Raw genomic sequence first — 18159 nt, forward strand, 5'->3', positions numbered from 1 at the left:
GAAAGCAAACGGCTAGGACTTTTTCGGCGCTTCGCGCTTAGCGATATCGACCAGTTCTAATTCGAAAACCAGTACAGAATTAGGCGGGATGCGGCTGCGGTCCTGATTGCCGTAGCCCAGTTCAGGCGGCACAAACAGCTCGATCTTCTCGCCTTTTTTCATCAGTTGCAACGCTTCTGTCCAGCCTTTAACCAGGCGATTCACCTGAAACTGACGAGGTTTATCCGGCTCAGTCTGATCGAAAACCGCGCCATCGGTCAGGGTTCCTTTGTAAAACACTGATACGCGATCCAGTTTGTCTGGAGATTCTCCGTCACCTTCTTTCAGTACCCGATACTGCAAGCCGCTCTCAGTAACCTGAATCCCCTCTTTGGATTTGTTTTCCTCCATAAACGCGTGTGCTTTGGCGAGGTTTTCTTCTCGCTGGCGCTGTTGTTCCGCGCGCTTGTACTCACGAACTTCTTTTTGTAGCGCCAAAAACACCGTTTTTGCGTCTTCTTGCGACATTTGCATATCGCCTTTGACTGTATCCGTAATTCCGCGCAAATACAGGTCGACATCGAAGTTCGGGTCTACGCCACGATTTTCATCGACGACATCTTTAACCTTCTCACCAATGTACATGCCCACAGCGTAGGCTTCGCGCTGCTCGTCCGAGGAAAGTTGGGCCGGCGCTTGCTGCGCCTCATTTTTGCAGCCAGCCAGTGCGATACCGAGCACTGCCATAGCCAAGATAGACTTTCGCATAATATTTCACCCTTTGATTATTATTGGTTCCTGTCGGCAGGAGCGAGAATAGTACCCTAACAATTAACAGTTTCAAGTAGCGTCTAACACAGCTTTGAACCACTGCTCGCCTACCCGCTAGGCGGGTTTTTTGTCATAATGCCCGACTTTTCCTTCAATCCTATTCCGCAGCCCGACATTCGCATGAAAGACCTCTACAACCCGTCAGAAATTGAGCAACAAGCGCAACAATACTGGGAATCCCACAAGAGCTTCGAAGTCAGCGAAGACACCAGCAAAGAAAAGTTCTACTGCCTCGCCATGTTCCCCTACCCCAGCGGTCGGCTCCACATGGGCCACGTGCGCAACTACACCATCACCGATGTAATTGCACGCTTTCAGCGCATGCAGGGCAAAAACGTGCTGCACCCTATGGGCTGGGACGCTTTTGGTTTGCCCGCAGAAAACGCGGCTATCAAAAACAACACCGCGCCGGCCAAGTGGACCTACGCCAATACCGATTACATGCGCAGCCAGCTAAAAGAACTAGGCTTTGGCTTCGACTGGACCCGCGAAGTGACCACCTGCAAACCGGATTACTATCGCTGGGAACAGTGGTTCTTCACCCGCCTTTACGAAAAAGGTCTGGCTTATAAGAAAGTCTCAGCGGTGAACTGGTGCCCGAATGACCAGACCGTACTGGCCAACGAACAGGTGGTGGAAGGTTGCTGCTGGCGTTGCGATACCCCGGTAGAACGCAAAGAAATTCCGCAGTGGTTTATTCGCATTACCGATTACGCCGAAGAGTTGCTTAAGGATCTCGACAAGCTGCCGCACTGGCCTGAGCAAGTGCGCACCATGCAGAAAAACTGGATCGGCAAGAGTAAGGGCGTGCAGATGAGTTTCGACCTGAGCGCGCCTATCGCCGGTCACGATCACTTTGAGGTTTACACCACTCGCCCCGACACCACCATGGGTATTACCTACGTCACTCTTGCGGCGGAGCACCCCATTGCCCTGGCCGTGGCGGAACACAACCCGGCTCTCGCAGAGTTTATCCAGGAATGCAAAGTGCAGTCGGTTGCCGAAGCCGATATGGCGAGTATGGAGAAAAAGGGCATGGATACCGGGCTCAAAGCCCTGCACCCTATTACCCGTGAGGAAGTGCCCGTTTGGGTTGGCAACTATGTATTGATGGACTACGGCTCCGGCGCGGTTATGGCGGTTCCAGGTCACGATCAGCGCGACTGGGAGTTCGCACGTAAATACGATCTGCCCATCAAGCAGGTGGTCGCCAGCAAAGACGGTGAAGAGATCGACCTGAACACAGCCGCGTTTGTCGAAAAAGGCATTTTAGTGAATTCCGGCGAATACGACGGCTTGGATTTCAACGCCGCCTTCGAAGCCTTGTCGCAAACCCTGGTTGCAGCAGGCAAGGGTCGTGTAACCACCAACTACCGTCTACGCGACTGGGGCGTTTCGCGCCAGCGCTACTGGGGTGCTCCCATCCCTATTTTTAACCTGCCCGATGGTGGCGAAATCCCCGTGCCCGCACACAAGCTGCCAATTCTGCTTCCGGAAGACGTGGTGATGGATGGGGTACAGTCGCCTATTAAAGCGGATGTTTCGTGGAAAAAAGACGAGTTGGACGGTCAGGCAGTCGAGCGCGAAACCGATACCTTCGACACCTTCATGGAGAGCTCCTGGTACTACGCGCGCTACGCGGGGCCCAGCAGCGAATCCATGATCGACAGCGACAAAGCCAACTATTGGCTGCCGGTCGATCAATATGTGGGCGGTATCGAACACGCTATTTTGCACCTGCTCTATGCGCGCTTTTTCCACAAACTGATGCGCGACGAAGGTTTGGTCGCCTGCGACGAGCCTTTTGAGCGTCTGCTGTGTCAGGGCATGGTGCTGAAAGACGGCACCAAAATGTCCAAATCCAAAGGCAATACCGTCGACCCAGCCGAACTGATCGGTCAATACGGTGCCGATACCGTCCGCCTGTTCACCATGTTTGCTGCGCCGCCGGAGCAGAGCCTGGAGTGGACCGACAGCGGTGTTGAAGGCGCCTTCCGGTTCCTTAAGAAATTATGGAAAACCGTGCAAACTCACCTGGCGGCTGGCGAACCCGGCGAGTTGAACCCCGCGGAGTTGAACGACACGCAAAAAGACCTGCGCCGCAAAACCCACGAAACCATCGCCAAAGTCACCGACGACTACGGCCGACGCCAAACCTTCAACACCGCTATTGCCGCGGTTATGGAGTTGCTGAACGAGGTGGGCCGCAATGCCGATCGCGCCAACGAGCAAGGTCTTTCGGTTGAGCGGGAAGCGCTGGAAGCTGCCGTTCAGGTTCTCGCCCCTATCGTGCCGCACATCTGCCACGAGCTTTGGTTAGCACTGGGCCACAGTGAGCCGGTGCTGGACGTCACCTGGCCTGCGGCAGACGAAGAGGCGATGGTGAAGAGCTCAATTACACTGGTTGCCCAGGTCAACGGCAAAGTACGAGCGAAGCTGGAAGCACCCGCGGACGCCGACAAGGATGCACTGGAGAAGCTCGCCCTGGCAGACCCGAACGTACAGAAGTTCATCGCCGATAAAATGATCCGCAAGATCATCGTAGTACCAGGAAAACTGGTCAATATCGTGGTGGCCTAGTGAATCGCTCACCTTTCCCGAAAACCAGCGCGCTGCTTGCCTGCGCGCTGTGTCTGGTCCTAAGCGCCTGTGGCTGGCAGTTGCGCGGGGTTAATCCGCATTCCACCAGCACCGCGCTGCCAAGCGAGCTCCACGTGCTGGCCCGCGAACCCAACAGCGCCATGGCACGGACACTGCGCCGCATCCTCACCAGTAAAAATATACACCCCACCAGCACGGCGGCTCTCACGCTCGAACTGGATGACGTACGACTCGAAAAACGCCCGCTGTCAGTAAGCGAAACCGGAGTGACGGCGCAGTATCAGCTTGTGCTGACCGTGCGCTATCACTACAGCCAGGGAGCCGCTTCAGCCCAACCGCTACGCAGTGCAGTACAGGAAGTTTCCAGTTGGCGCACCTACGATTTCGACCCGAAGATTATCGTCGCCAAAAACCAGGAAGAGCAGGCGTTACGCGAGGAAATGCGAGAAGAATTAGCCTGGCGTATGCTCGATGCGGTACCTGAATTATCCCGTGCGGAAGTGACGGCAGATTAATGGCCAAGCTTCGCGCCGACCAACTTCCAGGCGCGCTGAAAAAGCGCCTGGCACCGGTGTACCTGGTTACCGGAGACGAACCTCTGCTGAGTCAGGAGTCCTGCGATGCGATTCGCCAGACGGCGAAAAAACAGGGCTTTATTGAGCGCGAGCTGTATCACACAGACGCGGGCTTCAGTTGGGACGAGCTGTACAACGCCACCAATGCCATGTCTCTGTTCGCAGACAAAAAAATTATCGAAATCCGTATACACAATGGCAAACCCGGTGATGCGGGTAGTAAGGCGATTCTGGAGTTTTGTGCGAACATCAACGACGACACCTTATTGCTCCTGGTAAGCCCCAAAATCGACTCCCGCAGCCAGAATAGCAAGTGGTACAAAGCGATAGACCAGGCCGGGGAAGTCATCACCATCTGGCCAGTCGGCCCGGCACAATTGCCGCGCTGGGTGGATACCCGCTTAAAGCAAGCCGGTCTCAACGCTGACAGCGAAGCTATCGATATTCTCTGTGCCAAAACGGAGGGCAATTTACTCGCCGCGGTACAAGAGGTGGAAAAACTCAAACTGGTCGCTGAGGGAAATTTTATCGATGCCCAGATGATGGCCAACGCGGTTATGGACTCCGCGCGTTACGACACCTTCGGCATGGTCGATAAAGCAATTTTTGGTGACAGTCGCGCGGCGGCAGAAAGCCTGCAGGGGCTGCGCGCTGAAGGTACCGAAGCCCTGGCACTGCTGTGGGCGCTGACCCGCGATATCCGCACGCTCACCAATATCAAAGAAGGCCTGCAAGCCGGAGAGAACTTCGACCTGGCCGCTAAGCGCAACGGCGTATGGGATAAACGCAAACCGCTGTTCAAACAGGCGATCCAACGCCACAAACTGCCCCAACTCTACGGCCTGTTGCGCAAAACAGCACTGGCTGATCGCATCGCCAAGGGTAGCGCCAAAGGCGATATCTGGAATCTGCTGCTGGATATCACACTCGGGCTCGCTGGCGTTAATGTCCACAGTGCCAAAACTGCCCGCCAGGAAATCTTGCGCTAGCCGCTTATCCCCTATTTCTCCAGCTATCGACCCGCACTGCCATACTTGAATATACTTGGGAACGCTTGAATCAATTCTTGCCAGGCCCAAGCCTGTAAGCTTGTACGGCGAGAACTCACTCAGCCAAGCTCCATCGTGCAGATTGGGGCAATGGACGACTCTCATGCCGGTACAGCGACTCACCAGGATAGCGCTCACACTTGCCCTGTTTGCTAGCGCGCTTCCGCTCGCCACGGCAGCAGACTCAATTCCCGTGCGCGTGCACGAGATTGAAAACCAGGGCGCCTACAATAAGCGCTACAGCTACTTTCTAGTGCTACTGGAACATGTGCTCAATGCTTCTTGCGAAGAGTGTGTCATCGAGAAAGTCGCCTTCCCCTTGGCCACGTCCACACGTAACGCGGTTCACCTGCAGAAGGGCCGCATCGATGTTGCCTGGATCAACACAAACCCCGCCCGCGAGAAACTGCTGCGGCCTGTCCGAATCCCTATCTACAAGGGGCTGATTGGCTGGCGGCTGCTACTTGCCCGCGAAGGTACAGCCAACAAACTGAGGAACGTAGCCAACCTGGAACAACTGCAGACATTTTGGGCCGGTCAGGGGCACGATTGGCCCGATACGCCCATTTTAAAAAGTGCCGGCCTTCAGGTGCGCACCAGCGACAGCTGGGAAGGCATTATTCATTTATTGCAGCAAGAGCGTATCGACTACTTTCCGCGTGGTTTGAACGAAATTATTTACGAAGCACAAACCCTGCGGCATCAAGGTATTGTGATTGAACATTCCCTCGCCTTGCACTACCCGGCAGCCGTGTATTTTTATGTCGCCAAAGACAATCAGGTGCTTGCACAACGGCTGGAGGCTGGGTTTGAAACCATTATCAAAAACGGCGAGTTCGACCGGTTGTTCCACCACTTTTTTGGTGCCGATATTCGCGAAGCTCACTTGGAAACGAAGCGAATTATCGAGCTGAAAAATCCTAATCTGCCGCCGCTCACTCCCCTTTCCCGCACTGAGCTGTGGTTCACCCCGGCAAACGTTGTTACTTCAAACGCTGTTACTTCAAACGCTGTTACTTTAAAAGCTGGTGCTGCAAAAGCTGTTGCTTCGGATACATATAGTGAATCTCTTCCAGAGGCTGTTTCAGCAGGTCCTGCCAGTGCACCGCCGGAGAACGCAGCCCCACCAGAGCCGCAGTAGGCAGCCATTCGATCGGCGCATCGGACAATCGATTTTGCAAGCCTTTGAGATCGGGGTTGTGCGCCACCAGCAGTACTGACTCCAGGGTATCGTCCAGCGATAACAGTGTTGTAAGCATCGCATCAACCCCCTGAAAATAGAGCCGGGCATCGACGACTCTGCAATGTTTGGGTAACCCCAGCACTTGCCGAAACGCCCGCGCCGTGCGCCGTGCGCGCTTTGCCGGGCTGCATAAAATAGACTGCGGCACAACGCCAGAGTTGTCGCTGAGCCACTCACGAAAGAGCGCGGCCATCTGCGGTGCATCCCGCTTGCCCCGCGCATTCAGTGGCCGATCCATATCGGCCAACTCCGGGTTCTTCCAGGACGATTTAGCGTGACGCAATAAGTACAGGGTTTTCATAGGGTCACGCAGACTTCAGCTGAAGCTGCCACAGCTGTGCGTATTTGCCGCCGAAGGCGAGCAGCTCATGATGGTTGCCTTGCTCAACGATTTCACCGTTATCCAACACCAGAATTTTATCCGCGTCCACAATGGTCGAAAGGCGATGCGCAATAGCCAGACTGGTATGTGCAGCCGCCACTTCGCGCAACGCCAGCAAAATGCTCTGCTCGGATTTACTGTCGAGCGATGAGGTGGCCTCATCGAAAACCAGAATCGGTGGCTGTTTCAGCAAGGTGCGCGCAATGGCAACCCGCTGCTTTTCACCGCCGGATAATTTTAATCCGCGCTCACCGACAAGCGTGTTAACCCCTTCTGGAAGCCCGGCAATAAAGGCGTCCAGGTGCGCGCGTTTGATCGCACTCATCACATCCGCATCACTGGCATCAATGCGACCGTAGCGCACGTTTTCGAGAATACTGGTATTGAACAATACGGTGTCCTGCGGCACCACGCCTATTTGCGCGCGCAGTGAGCGCAAGCTGACGTCACGAATGTTCACCCCGTCCAGCAGAATTTCTCCGGCACTGGCATCGTAGAAGCGAAACAGTAATTTCAACAGGGTCGATTTACCCGCGCCACTGCTGCCAACCACAGCCACTTTTTCATGAGCGCCAATCCGGAAATTGATGTTTTTGAGGATGGGTCGATCCGGATGATAGTGAAAACTGACATTGCGAAATTCGATGCTGCCCCCCGTAACCTTGATCGGCGGCGCGCCATCCACCTCTGCTACATCGGGCTTCATCGCCAACAGGTCAAACATTTTTTCAATATTCGCCATCGAGCCTTTCATTTCGCGATACACAAAGCCCAACAAATTCAGCGGCATGAAAATTTGCATCATAAATGCGTTGATCAAAACAAAATCGCCCAGCGTCATACGCCCGGAACTCACGTCCATGGCCGCCAGGACCATCGCCGCGGTCATGGAACCTGCGATCACCAGCGACTGCCCGGAATTGAGCGCAAATAACGTCAACCGGTTTTTGCGCCGCGCGGTTTCCCAGTTTTCCAGGTCCGCGTCGTACATACGCGATTCGTACTCTTCGTTGGTAAAATACTTTACGGTTTCGTAGTTCATTAAACTGTCCACCGCGCGCGTGCTAGTGGCGGATTCGGCCTGATTTGCCATGCGAATAAACCGGGTTCGCCACTCGGTCGCCACCACAGACCAGCCCACATACGCCACCACTGCGGCCACGACAATAAGCGCAAATGCCGGACGATAGTTCATCAACAACAGGCCAACCACCATAGCGATTTCGAGTAATGTCGGCCCGATATTGAAGACCATAAATCGCATTAGAAAACTGATACCACTCACGCCACGCTCGATATCCCTCGATAATCCCCCCGTCCGCCGGTTGAGATGAAAATCGAGATCCATCGCGTGCAAATGCTTAAACACTTTTAGTCCGACACGTCGCATGGCGCGTTCGGTAACCCGACCGAAGAGAGAATCGCGCAACTCGCCAAAAATAACATTAGAAAAACGGACGACGCCGTATGCCACCAGCAGACCGAGCGGAACTGTTAAGATTTCTGTCGCACCCTTGTCATCCATATGGTCGACAATATGTTTGAGAATGAAAGGCATGCCAACCGACGCCAGCTTTGCACCGACCAGACAGAGTAGTGCAACAAAAATCCGTGCCCGAAACTCGAGCAAATAGGGAATAAGCGTCAGGAGAGATTTCCAGTTAACATCTTTAAAGGCGATGTCGGTTTTTTGGCCTCGCATGTGGTTCCTTAGTGGAGATGTGGATATTTTTAAACAGGAAGTGCCCGGCGGCACTTGCGCCGCCAAACTCCGCCATCTAGATTAATAAGTGTTTGCGCACCAACATACGCTGGATACTGTGATCACAGATTACTGGATTAACAACAACAGCTTGATTTTAACCCGCTACACAGGCGATGTGACGGGGCAGGACCTTATTGACGCGAGTTTGCAAAAAAGCGGCGATATTCGGTTTGATCAGGTGAAATTTATTATTGGCGATTGGAGCGGCGCTACGAATATCCAGATAAGCCCTGAGGATATCAAAGCGCTGGTCGCCTGCCTGCGCCCCATCAGCGTGATTTGCCCAAATGCAAAAAGCGCGTCAATCGTCAATCCAGACTCCACCGGTAATGCGTTGGTCGCCTGGTATAAATTTCTCGCCGACGATCTCTCCTGGGAAGTGGAAATATTCCACAACCATCAAGCCGCCATGGCCTGGTGTCGCGACTACGCCGATTTTATGCGCCAGGCGGCCATCGCAGAGTGAACCCGGCGCACCGCACGTTCTAAGCCGTAGCCAAACGCACCGGAGTGATCTTATTCAGTAGCTCAGACTCCATCGCAATCATCGCAATTTGATGGTTGATCATCCGATTGCTCTCTGCCAGGCCGTGATTTATCTCTGTGAAGTAAGCAACCGTTTCGAGGGGTTTGGGTGCATCCAGGGTCGCCGATTGTTTCATATGTGCCGCCACAAATTGTGCGAGATTTTCATGGGCATTATTAAACGTGCACTTGAACTGCGTTAACGAGTTGAGCGCACCGGCGCCGTAACGTGCGACATCGGCCATAATTCGCTGGATGCGTTTGCCGTGAGCATCCTCTTTTTTATCCCGCTCACGCACCGCCAGTTTTGGCAGGTAGGCCACGCGAACCTGAAGTGACGTCAATCGCTCTGAGTGTTGATTTAGTGTGGCTAACATCTGCAGCAACATCACCCCCACTTTTCGCTTGGCGGCATCTGGATGCAGCGACACAGCCAAAAATAAACGGGTCCCCATTACTTCGCGAAAACGGCCGAGCCGCGACTGGAAATGGTTGTATTCAGCGCGATGTTGCGCGTAGGTCTCGTCCAACGTTTTCAGTTGCGCCTCACTGAGCCCGGTATCAGCGGCAGTCAGTTTATAACCCGCTTTGCGCACCTGCGAGACAAACGCATAATTCACCAATGTCGTTAAAAGTTTTTGTTCGCTAGCGACTAACTGCAAATAGTCTGGTGTGGTGTGGCGAATTTCTGCAACCAGTTCGTTGAGCCAGTGGCGGCGTTGTTTGGCATTAAGGTTTTGCACTGCAGTGGGGGCCGGAATTTTCCAAAAAATATCCGGGTCAAACCAATTGTTAAAATATTGGGTGCTCAATTGTTCGCGCTTCATATCCTTATCGGCGAGCGATGCAAGGCGATGCACATCCACAAGATCCAAAGGCGCAAATGGAATTTGCAAATTGCCGTAATAAAGCAATGTCACCTGTTCGTTGAGTACACCAATATTGGTAAACAATTCCGCTGCCGGGTAGTCCACACAGCACTGCCCTGACGCATCCAGGTCTTCAGCGAAGATAATTCTGCTGCGATCAGACGGGTAGTCGTAATCCCGCTTGGTGTCGGCACGGTTCATCGCGTCTTCTATTTCACGCAAATCCCGCGGCGACAATCCTGCTGCAAAATGGTGAACCAGCGCGGGCAAATTATTGACGAGTTGCCGCTCCCCAACCTGCCCAAACATCCGCTCTTCCGCCTGATGTAGCGCATGGTGCGTAATCGAGAGTTCGCGAAAACTTTCAACAATCGCTTTGCTGCCCACCAAATGCGCCGCGTAAAAATCGGCGGCATTCACCAGATAGCGGTTGGCCATTGCGCCGGCACTATTGAGAGCAATGGAGAACGGCTTGAACACCAGCGCACTGTAATGATTGAGCGTTGCCAGCGCACTGACAAAAAAACCTTTTACTGCGCTGGCCTGATCCAAATCCCACGCATCCAGGCGACGCGACCAAAGATCCTGGTTCTCGGCGCAATCGTCGAAGCGGTGACGCACCCGCTTAACAACGCCAAACAACCAGGCGAGCATCGGCGGCCGCATCATCGACGCTTCATGCGCTATGAAAGCGGCCAATTGCGGCGTACGAATATTTGCGATAAGTGGCATACCCAGCGTAACGGATACACTCCCCTGCTTGGGCCGAAACGGCGGGCAGGAAAACTCCGCCGTTACCTCTGTATCGTAATTCACAAGTATTTTATCGGGTGCTGGCGCCCCCACCTGGGCAAAGGTGTCATTAACAAACTGCACCAGGCGCGCCTGCTTGGCCGGGTCGACTTCCAACGAAATACGTTGCGGATTTTGCTGGGCAAACACCGGCCGCAACAACAGGCCGAACAAGCTCAACAAAAACAGCCCTGAGATTAAGTGGAGTACGAAAACATAAGCCGTGGGCGCGTCATCCAGAGAAAGTGCCGCATTGACAATAAAGTGCAAGCCACCGGCAAAACAGGCGAGCATCAGCAGCAGATAAACACCGCAGATAACGGTGGTCACGGTGCCACTTAACACGGCTGCCAGTATTTGAAAATGCCAGGCAGGTTTCGCAGTGATATCGCCCTGAAAGAAGCGGGTATCCACCACCTGGGTGTCGCTGCTTAAGGGCACAGTTTGCCCGCGCGCGGTCATCGCAGAGACCGGGCTCAGGCTCAACCGAACGCCCACCCCTTTGGACTGGAATAATTTCAGATAACGTGTGGCGTCTTGTTCGGTCAAATTCCGCCGAATACAGCGACTGCGCCCGGCGAGCAGTGCCGACGCGTTGGCAAGCGGGATTTTCAACGCCTGTGCCAGCCACTGCCTGACCTGATCGGGTTCGAAACCCTCCCGGATTTCTCCCGTCAGCATCAGGCTGTAACCTGCGGTGTTTGAGTTGGCAGCCCCCTCAGAGGTCCTCTGATCCACTGACAAATATCCCCTGAATAAAGTTAATCGCGAGTTTATAACATTAATTTACGCGCCAAAACCCGAACAACTGCAAGTAATTTGCAACCGGTTTCAGAATTTATTTACGGTTGAGATAACTGTGCCATTCTCGCCAGCTCGGCAAATAGTGATCCATCAGCGCCTGAAACCGCGCGCCATGACCCGGTTCGTAAAGATGGACCAGCTCATGCACCAGAACATACTCTAAACAAGGCAGTGGATGACGGGCCAACTCCACGTTCAGCCAAATACGTGCGCGGGTAATATTGCAGCTGCCCCAACGGGTTTTCATCCGCTTGAAGCCAAAGAAACTCACTTTCTTCTCTGTCTTTTTTTGCCAGGCCACCGCCAGCGGCTCCAGCGCCAGTTTCAGCTGATGGCGATAAAACTCGTCCAGTTGATGCGCTCGCTGGTGCATGTCGTCATCGGCTTGGACATAGAGTTTAATATTGCGTTCGGTATCCAGTGTGGTGTGACGCCGGCCCTGTGTGGTGACCACCTGCAAGCAGTATTCCTCGCCCCAGAGGCGATGGGTCTCGCCGGTTTCGTAATGGGGGATGTGACTTTTAGACAGCCGCATCAACTCGGCGCGCTCGCGATTGATCCACCCCACCCGCTCGGCAACCATGGAGGCTATCTCCCGATTGCTGACCCGGTGCGGCGCAGAAACCAGAATATCGCCGTGCGGAGGCACAATACGCAAACGGATGTTTTTCATGGTCTTGCGGGTAACGGCTACTTCGAGCCCGGCTACCTGCAACACCGTTTTAGTTTGCCGCTTAGTCAAAAAACCGGTTCTCCTGTCTTGCCCGGGGAAGTATTTCCACAGAGCGAGCCATCAAGCTACATGAACCACAACCGAACGGGTAGCGCGCGCGCGGCGATGTTCCCAGAGATATATGCCCTGCCAGGTACCCAGTGTCAACTCCCCATCCAATACCGGAATACTCAAGGTGGTCGCGGTAAGCGCGGCTTTTATGTGGGCGGGCATGTCGTCGTCCCCTTCCAGAGTATGGGTGTAAAGCGGATCGCGTTCCGGCACCAGGCGGTTAAGCCACTGCTCAAGATCCCGCTGCGCGGACGGATCGTAGTTTTCCTGTATTAACAGGCTGGCGGATGTGTGCTTTACGAACAAGGTGCACAAGCCTTCACTAACGCCAGAGCGACGTACCACATCGTGGACTTTGGGTGTGAAACTGTGCAACCCCTGGCCGGGTACCGTTAAATTCAATGTATCGATCATTTTTTACTTGGCTCGCGAAGATGAGGGCTTATTATAGGGCGCCTTTTTTCAGTCTCCACTACCGGCTCCACGCATGTTCGCTTTTTTTGAAAAACTGATTACACCCTTTCCACCGGAACCACCACAACAGCCGCCGGCAAAACTGGTGGCGTTTATGCGGCATTACACACGTGGCTGCGAGTTTTATCTGATATTACTCGCACTGTCTTCCGCCGCTTTAGCCATTCTCGAAGTTAATCTGGTGGGTTTTGTTGGCGATGTGGTGGACTGGATGTCCACTTATACGCCCGAACAATTAATGGCTGAGAAACACCACTCACTGGTAATGATGTCACTGGTGCTGCTGGTGGCTCTGCCATTGACCGTTGCACTGCATTCCACCCTGGTGCATCAAACCCTGCTGGGCAACTACCCGATGGCCATTCGCTGGCTCGCACACCGGTATCTGCTGGGCCAAAGTTATAGCTTTTACCAGAACGAATTCGCCGGGCGCGTGGCCACCAAAGTCATGCAAACGGCGCTCGCAGTGCGTGAAACCGTGATGAAGCTGTTAGATATTATGGTGTACGTTTGCGTCTACTTCGGCAGCGTGATTGTGGTAGTCGCTGCGCTGGACTTGCGCATGGCGATTCCGTTTGTGTGCTGGCTGGGCGCTTACGTACTGTTGCTGCGTTTTTTCCTGCCGCGACTGGAAACGATTTCCACCGCGCAGGCCGATGCGCGCTCCGAAATGACCGGCCGTATTGTGGACACCTACACCAATATCTCCACTGTTAAGTTGTTCTCCCACTCCCAGCGCGAAGCCGATTACGCGCAAGAGAGCATGAACCGCTTTCTGAAAACGGTGTACCCGCAGATGCGCCTGGCCACCGGGCTCAATATTTCCCTGTGGATCTTAAACGCGCTGGCGATCTTTTCCGTGGTGAGTTTGTCGCTCTGGCTGTGGTCGAACAGCCTGATTACCGTGGGCGCCATAGCCGCGGCAACCAGCCTGGTGTTGCGCTTGCACGGCATCAGCCAGTGGATCATGTGGGAGATTTCCGGTTTGTTCGAAAATATCGGCACTGCGCGCGACGGTATGAATACCGTTGCCCAACCCCATGAAGTAACCGACAAACCAGGCGCGCAGCCATTGCAGGTGAGCCGCGGCGAAATCGATTTTCGCGCGGTGTCGTTTCACTACGGCAAAGGCGAAGGCGTTATCGAAAACTTCTCACTACTGATAAACGCCGGTGAAAAAGTGGGCTTTGTCGGGCGCTCCGGGGCCGGAAAATCCACCCTGGTGAATCTGCTATTGCGGTTCTACGATACCGAAAGCGGCCAAATTATTGTGGACGGGCAGAATGTCAGCGAAGTCACTCAAGAAAGCTTGCGCGAACAAATTGGGGTAGTGACTCAGGACACCTCGCTGCTGCACCGCTCGGTGCGCGAAAACCTGATTTATGGTCGCCCGGATGCCAGCGATGAAGAAATGTTTGAAGCGGCACACCAGGCAAAGGCGGATATGTTTATCGCCGAGCTGAGCGACCCGGCCGGGCGCGTTGGTTACGACGCACATGTGGGCGAGCGTGGGGTTAAGCTCTCCGGCGGCCAGCGCCAGCGCGTTGCTATCGCGCGGGTGCTGCTTAAAGATGCGCCCATCCTGATTCTTGACGAAGCCACCTCCGCGCTGGATTCGGAAGTGGAAGCGGCGATTCAGGAAAACTTGTACAAGTTAATGGAAGGCAAGACCGTCATCGCCATTGCCCATCGCCTGTCGACAATCGCCGCAATGGATCGCTTGATCGTACTGGATCAGGGGCGGATTATCGAGCAGGGCAGCCATCAGCAACTGCTGGAGCAAAACGGCTTGTACGCGCAGCTGTGGGCACGACAGTCTGGCGGCTTTCTCGGCGAGTTCTAGCAATAGCATCGGCGAGTTCTAGCACAGCTAACGAGAGGCTAGCGTGGGGCTACACCACACACCGCCAGCCAGGTGCGCAGCCCGGCACTCAGGTATTTCTGGCGGTGCAAAATAACGTAGAGCTGGCGGTGCAGATCCAGCGCAGGTGCCGCCAGCTCTACCAGATCTCCACGCTTGAGTGCGTCTGCCACGGCAATGCGCGATAGGCAAGACACCCCCATATTTGCCTGCACCGCGCGCTTAATCGCCTCGGTGTGCTGCAATTCCAGTGAGATATTCAACTGCGACAAATAGCCCCGGAGCGCGCGTTCAAAGGTTTGCCGGGTGCCGGAACCCGGCTCGCGCAAGATCCAGGCAACCTCGCCAATCTCGTCAATGCCCAGCTCGCCAGTCGCCGCCAGGTGATGCGCGGGTGCGCAGATACACACCAACTCGTCGGATTGCCAGGGAATTACGTCTAAATCCGGGTGCTGCACTTCGCCCTCGATCATCCCAAGGTCGATATTGAAATCGAGCAGCTCACGGACGATATGCCGGGTATTGGCAACCTCCAGATGAACCCGCCCCTCTCCCGTGCGTTGGCGGTAGCGATCAATCAATTCAACGCAAAGGTAATTGCCGACCGTGAGCGTCGCGCCCACGCGTATTTCGCTGGCCCGGCGCTGCTGGGTAAATTCCTGCTCCAGTTCGGCGGCCTGCACCAGCAGGGCTTCACACGACGGGCGCAGACGCGCGCCCAGCTCGTTGAGTTGTAGGCGCTTACCAACGCGATCAAACAATTGCGCACTGTGCTTTTGCTCCAGCTCCTTCAGCGAACCACTCACTGCAGACTGAGACATCACCAGCTCATCCGCCGCGCGGGAAATACTCTGGTGGTGTGCAACCGCCAGAAACACTTCCAATTGGCGCAGAGTGAAGCGCATAAGTTCCTCTCCAATCAATTGATTCAGGGATGTCCGGCGACCAGCGCAGGACGTCGGCTCACTAAAAAATATATCGATATAACCGATATAGAAATGCTAATTTTCCCGTTTTACCGAAGTCTAATCCTGGCGTATGGTTTTCACAATAATTCAGGAGACATGACTATGAGCAATTTGTTGCGCGAAACCGTCCTCGAGGTTCACCACTGGACCGATAACCTGTTCAGCTTTCGCACCACCCGCGATCCCGGATTTCGTTTTCGCAACGGCCACTTCACCATGATGGGCCTCGCTCAAAACGATGGCCGCCCGCTGTTGCGCGCCTACAGTATTACCAGTGCGAATTACGAAGAGCACCTGGAATTCTTCAGCATTAAAGTCCCGGACGGGCCGCTGACCTCACAGCTCCAGCATATTCAGCCCGGCGACGAAATTCTGATCAATAGCAAATCCACCGGCACCCTGATCACCGATGCCCTGCTGCCTGGCAAAAATCTGTGGTTGATCAGCACCGGCACTGGCCTGGCGCCGTTTATGAGCATTATCAAGGACCCGGAAGTCTACGAGCTGTACGACAAGGTCATTCTCACCCATGGTGTGCGCACTGTGGGCGAACTGGCCTATCAGGACTTTATTACCCGTGAATTGCCACAAAACGAGTATTTTGGCGAAGAGATCAGCGCCAAGCTGCTCTACTACCCCACAGTGACCCGCGAAGCATTTCGCAATCAAGGTCGCATTACCGACCAGTTGCGCAACGGCGAACTGCCAGAGAAGCTCGGCCTGCCCGCTATCAGCCCTGAGAATGATCGATTTATGATCTGCGGCAGCCCAAGCATGCTGAAGGAAACCTGTGAAATTCTTGACGCCCAGGGTTTCGCTGAAGCGAGGAACGGCAACCTGGGCCATTACGTTATCGAACGGGCTTTTGTCGAACAGTGAACCCTGCTAACATCGACCGCCTATTTGCGGACGAAGGGCCGTTCCACAACCGGGCCTCGCGCTTTTGCCGGGGCTCCCCAACTGATAAGTAATAACTATGTCCACTCTCATGTTTTATGAAGAGCCAGTGCCTCTTGAGAAAAAAAAGCACGTTGACCTTAAGCTAGACCGCACGCAAAACTACGCTTTCGCCAAAACCGTTAATTCTGTGCCCCTAAGCGGCATGGAGTTTTTCCAGGCGAGCCGGGACTTCCCCATTCTGTTTATCAAGAATGCCGAAGGTAAGTACCTGCCAATGGCGATCCTATCTCTGCGCGAAGCCAGTCACGACATGGGAGATAACTGGGAAGGCGTTTACGTTCCCGCATTTATTCGTCGCTACCCATTCGTTCTCACCGCCGACAAAGTGGTCATGATCGACAACAAAGCCCCACATCTGAACACCGATACAGGCGATCAGTTGTTTGTTGCAGAAAACGAACCCTCTGACACCCTGAAGCAAATCGTGAACTTCCTCGAGCTGGTTGACAAAAGCTTCCGCCAGACCGAAGAATTTGCCGCAGCACTGGCCGAGAAAGAGCTGTTCGAACCGTATAACGCAACTGTGAAATACGATAACAACACCGTAAAGCTCAACGATCTCTACGCGGTAAACGAGAAAAAACTCCACGAGAGCCTCGAAAAAGACGAGACTCACGAGTGGTTTAAAAAAGGCTGGATTGCCTGGTCTTACGCGCATCTTCACTCTCTGGGCTCCATGCACGAGTTGGTACTGCGTCAACGTAAATCTCTGGAAGCCGCAGGCGCAGAGAGCAACGAAGAAACCAGCGAAGCCTGATACCCGTTTCGATTTATACTGCGAAGCCCGGCCAACGCCGGGCTTTTTTGTTTTAATCCTGCCAAAAGCACTCCGCCAATCTAACCCTGGTAAAAAAAACGGCTGAAGACGATGTTAAGTTTTATTCTGGTGAACCCTGCACGTCCCGCTAACGTGGGCGCCGCCGCCCGGGCGATGAAAACCATGGGGTTTAAGCAGCTGATACTTGTGGGCAGCGACATTCATCTAGATGAGGAAGCCCATTGGGTCGCCCACGGCGCCCAGGACATTCTCACAAGCGCAACCTGCTACCCAGACCTCGCCAGCCTCAAGCCGGATTTTGATCTGTTAATTGGCACAACGGCGCGGGAAAGAGGTAGCGCAAGACGCTATTTGTCGCCGCCGGAGCTGAACAGCCAACTGAGTCAGCAAAGCGGCCGCAGCGGGCTGGTTTTCGGTTGCGAGGCCTCTGGCCTCAGTAACGATCAACTCGCGCTCTGCGACCTCTACAGTTACATCCCACTTGCGACGCCCTATCCTTCCCTTAATCTTGGCCAGGCAGTCATGGTGTATAGCTATGCTCTAAGTCAGCTTAAGTCGCGCATCGGCCTGGAAGACGAAGCGCCAGACGCCAGGCAAATACAACACCTGAAAAACCGCGCAGCCGAATTTCTTGCGCCGCACACGGATTCAAAAACAGAGAAACTATCCGAATGGCTGATGGAGAGCCTCGCCCGGCTTTCCGACCGGGATTTACGTATGGCGCATCAGCTCATCAATCTTCTAGCAAGCAACGGCAACGAATACGGTCGCAACACGGACCACAAGCCGTAATTTTTTAGATCTACCCTGCTTGTTCCCGGCAATGGAATTCTGGGTTAAATGAGCGAGTTTTACGCTATTCCAAACGCTTACACGGCCCTTCGGCCAACAAACGTCTAACCCCTATTTTTCACAATAA

15 protein-coding genes and 1 pseudogene are annotated in these 18159 nt (G+C 54.2%); 9 read left to right on the forward strand and 7 right to left on the reverse strand.

The annotated features are described in order from the left end of the window. Positions 1–12: 12 nt before the first annotated feature. Positions 13–747: a BamJ family beta-barrel-assembly machinery protein gene (locus TERTU_RS17235; RefSeq protein WP_015819545.1), complete on the reverse strand. Its 735-nt coding sequence runs from the start codon at positions 745–747 to the stop codon at positions 13–15. A gap of 183 nt (positions 748–930) precedes the next feature. On the opposite strand from TERTU_RS17235, the gene leuS reads away from it, so the two are divergent. From leuS to TERTU_RS17255, 4 genes are all read left to right on the forward strand, one after another. Then, positions 931–3390 (forward strand): leucine--tRNA ligase, encoded by a 2460-nt coding sequence (leuS, locus tag TERTU_RS17240; RefSeq protein WP_143876320.1) that lies wholly within the window; start codon positions 931–933, stop codon positions 3388–3390. Beyond that, a complete protein-coding gene (locus TERTU_RS17245) occupies positions 3390–3926 on the forward strand; it encodes an LPS-assembly lipoprotein LptE (protein ID WP_015820459.1) in 537 nt (178 codons plus the stop codon). The genes leuS and TERTU_RS17245 overlap by 1 nt, the downstream gene beginning before the upstream one ends. Further along, positions 3926–4975: a DNA polymerase III subunit delta gene (gene holA / locus TERTU_RS17250; RefSeq protein ID WP_015819104.1), complete on the forward strand. Its 1050-nt coding sequence runs from the start codon at positions 3926–3928 to the stop codon at positions 4973–4975. Before TERTU_RS17245 ends, holA begins: the two co-directional genes overlap by 1 nt. A 163-nt stretch (positions 4976–5138) precedes the next feature. Then, positions 5139–6176, forward strand: coding sequence for a substrate-binding periplasmic protein (locus TERTU_RS17255; protein WP_015818382.1), 1038 nt, complete (start codon positions 5139–5141; stop codon positions 6174–6176). Between the two features lie 178 nt (positions 6177–6354). On the opposite strand, the pseudogene TERTU_RS22260 reads toward TERTU_RS17255, so the two are convergent. Further along, positions 6355–6579: pseudogene (locus TERTU_RS22260) on the reverse strand (SixA phosphatase family protein); the annotation flags it as partial. A 4-nt stretch (positions 6580–6583) separates the two neighbouring features. After that, complete coding sequence (locus tag TERTU_RS17260) at positions 6584–8362, reverse strand: ABCB family ABC transporter ATP-binding protein/permease (RefSeq protein WP_015817718.1); 1779 nt, start codon at positions 8360–8362, stop codon at positions 6584–6586. Positions 8363–8450: 88 nt separating this feature from the next. On the opposite strand from TERTU_RS17260, the gene TERTU_RS17265 reads away from it, so the two are divergent. Continuing rightward, on the forward strand, positions 8451–8891 hold the full coding sequence (locus tag TERTU_RS17265; protein WP_015820403.1) for a hypothetical protein: 441 nt from the start codon (positions 8451–8453) through the stop codon (positions 8889–8891). Positions 8892–8910: 19 nt separating this feature from the next. Here TERTU_RS17265 and TERTU_RS17270 read toward each other — a convergent pair whose 3' ends face one another. The 3 genes from TERTU_RS17270 to TERTU_RS17280 all read right to left on the reverse strand — a co-directional run bounded on the left by TERTU_RS17270 (position 8911) and on the right by TERTU_RS17280 (position 12613). After that, positions 8911–11349: a M48 family metalloprotease gene (locus tag TERTU_RS17270; protein WP_228378182.1), complete on the reverse strand. Its 2439-nt coding sequence runs from the start codon at positions 11347–11349 to the stop codon at positions 8911–8913. A gap of 100 nt (positions 11350–11449) precedes the next feature. Next, complete coding sequence (locus TERTU_RS17275; protein WP_041590303.1) at positions 11450–12133, reverse strand: M48 family metallopeptidase; 684 nt, start codon at positions 12131–12133, stop codon at positions 11450–11452. A gap of 75 nt (positions 12134–12208) precedes the next feature. Continuing rightward, the gene (locus TERTU_RS17280) at positions 12209–12613 is read right to left on the reverse strand and encodes a secondary thiamine-phosphate synthase enzyme YjbQ (RefSeq protein ID WP_015819013.1); all 405 of its coding nucleotides are present in this window, start codon (positions 12611–12613) and stop codon (positions 12209–12211) included. A gap of 73 nt (positions 12614–12686) precedes the next feature. Here TERTU_RS17280 and TERTU_RS17285 point away from each other — a divergent pair, with 73 nt between their 5' ends. Next, the gene (locus TERTU_RS17285; protein ID WP_015820543.1) at positions 12687–14516 is read left to right on the forward strand and encodes an ABC transporter ATP-binding protein; all 1830 of its coding nucleotides are present in this window, start codon (positions 12687–12689) and stop codon (positions 14514–14516) included. Positions 14517–14554: 38 nt separating this feature from the next. Here the strand turns inward: TERTU_RS17285 and TERTU_RS17290 are convergent, their stop codons facing one another. Next, a complete protein-coding gene (locus TERTU_RS17290) occupies positions 14555–15439 on the reverse strand; it encodes a LysR family transcriptional regulator (protein WP_015819169.1) in 885 nt (294 codons plus the stop codon). A 165-nt stretch (positions 15440–15604) separates the two neighbouring features. Between TERTU_RS17290 and TERTU_RS17295 the strand changes: the two genes are divergently transcribed. From TERTU_RS17295 to TERTU_RS17305, 3 genes are all read left to right on the forward strand, one after another. Continuing rightward, positions 15605–16381, forward strand: coding sequence for a ferredoxin--NADP reductase (locus tag TERTU_RS17295; RefSeq protein WP_015819854.1), 777 nt, complete (start codon positions 15605–15607; stop codon positions 16379–16381). A gap of 97 nt (positions 16382–16478) precedes the next feature. After that, complete coding sequence (locus TERTU_RS17300) at positions 16479–17219, forward strand: SapC family protein (RefSeq protein WP_026160480.1); 741 nt, start codon at positions 16479–16481, stop codon at positions 17217–17219. A gap of 111 nt (positions 17220–17330) precedes the next feature. Continuing rightward, complete coding sequence (locus tag TERTU_RS17305; RefSeq protein WP_015817976.1) at positions 17331–18032, forward strand: tRNA/rRNA methyltransferase; 702 nt, start codon at positions 17331–17333, stop codon at positions 18030–18032. Positions 18033–18159: the final 127 nt, after the last annotated feature.

The organism is Teredinibacter turnerae T7901, assembly GCF_000023025.1.
Taxonomy (GTDB): Bacteria; Pseudomonadota; Gammaproteobacteria; order Pseudomonadales; family Cellvibrionaceae; genus Teredinibacter; species Teredinibacter turnerae_B.

Coding starts and splice junctions, on each gene's coding strand:
- TERTU_RS17235 (WP_015819545.1), bottom strand. CDS start 747: ATGCGAAAGTCTATCTTGGCTATGGCAGTGCTCGGTATCGCACTGGCT.
- leuS (WP_143876320.1), top strand. CDS start 931: ATGAAAGACCTCTACAACCCGTCAGAAATTGAGCAACAAGCGCAACAA.
- holA (WP_015819104.1), top strand. CDS start 3,926: ATGGCCAAGCTTCGCGCCGACCAACTTCCAGGCGCGCTGAAAAAGCGC.
- TERTU_RS17255 (WP_015818382.1), top strand. CDS start 5,139: ATGCCGGTACAGCGACTCACCAGGATAGCGCTCACACTTGCCCTGTTT.
- TERTU_RS17260 (WP_015817718.1), bottom strand. CDS start 8,362: ATGCGAGGCCAAAAAACCGACATCGCCTTTAAAGATGTTAACTGGAAA.
- TERTU_RS17280 (WP_015819013.1), bottom strand. CDS start 12,613: ATGATCGATACATTGAATTTAACGGTACCCGGCCAGGGGTTGCACAGT.
- TERTU_RS17285 (WP_015820543.1), top strand. CDS start 12,687: ATGTTCGCTTTTTTTGAAAAACTGATTACACCCTTTCCACCGGAACCA.
- TERTU_RS17290 (WP_015819169.1), bottom strand. CDS start 15,439: ATGCGCTTCACTCTGCGCCAATTGGAAGTGTTTCTGGCGGTTGCACAC.
- TERTU_RS17295 (WP_015819854.1), top strand. CDS start 15,605: ATGAGCAATTTGTTGCGCGAAACCGTCCTCGAGGTTCACCACTGGACC.
- TERTU_RS17300 (WP_026160480.1), top strand. CDS start 16,479: ATGTCCACTCTCATGTTTTATGAAGAGCCAGTGCCTCTTGAGAAAAAA.
- TERTU_RS17305 (WP_015817976.1), top strand. CDS start 17,331: ATGTTAAGTTTTATTCTGGTGAACCCTGCACGTCCCGCTAACGTGGGC.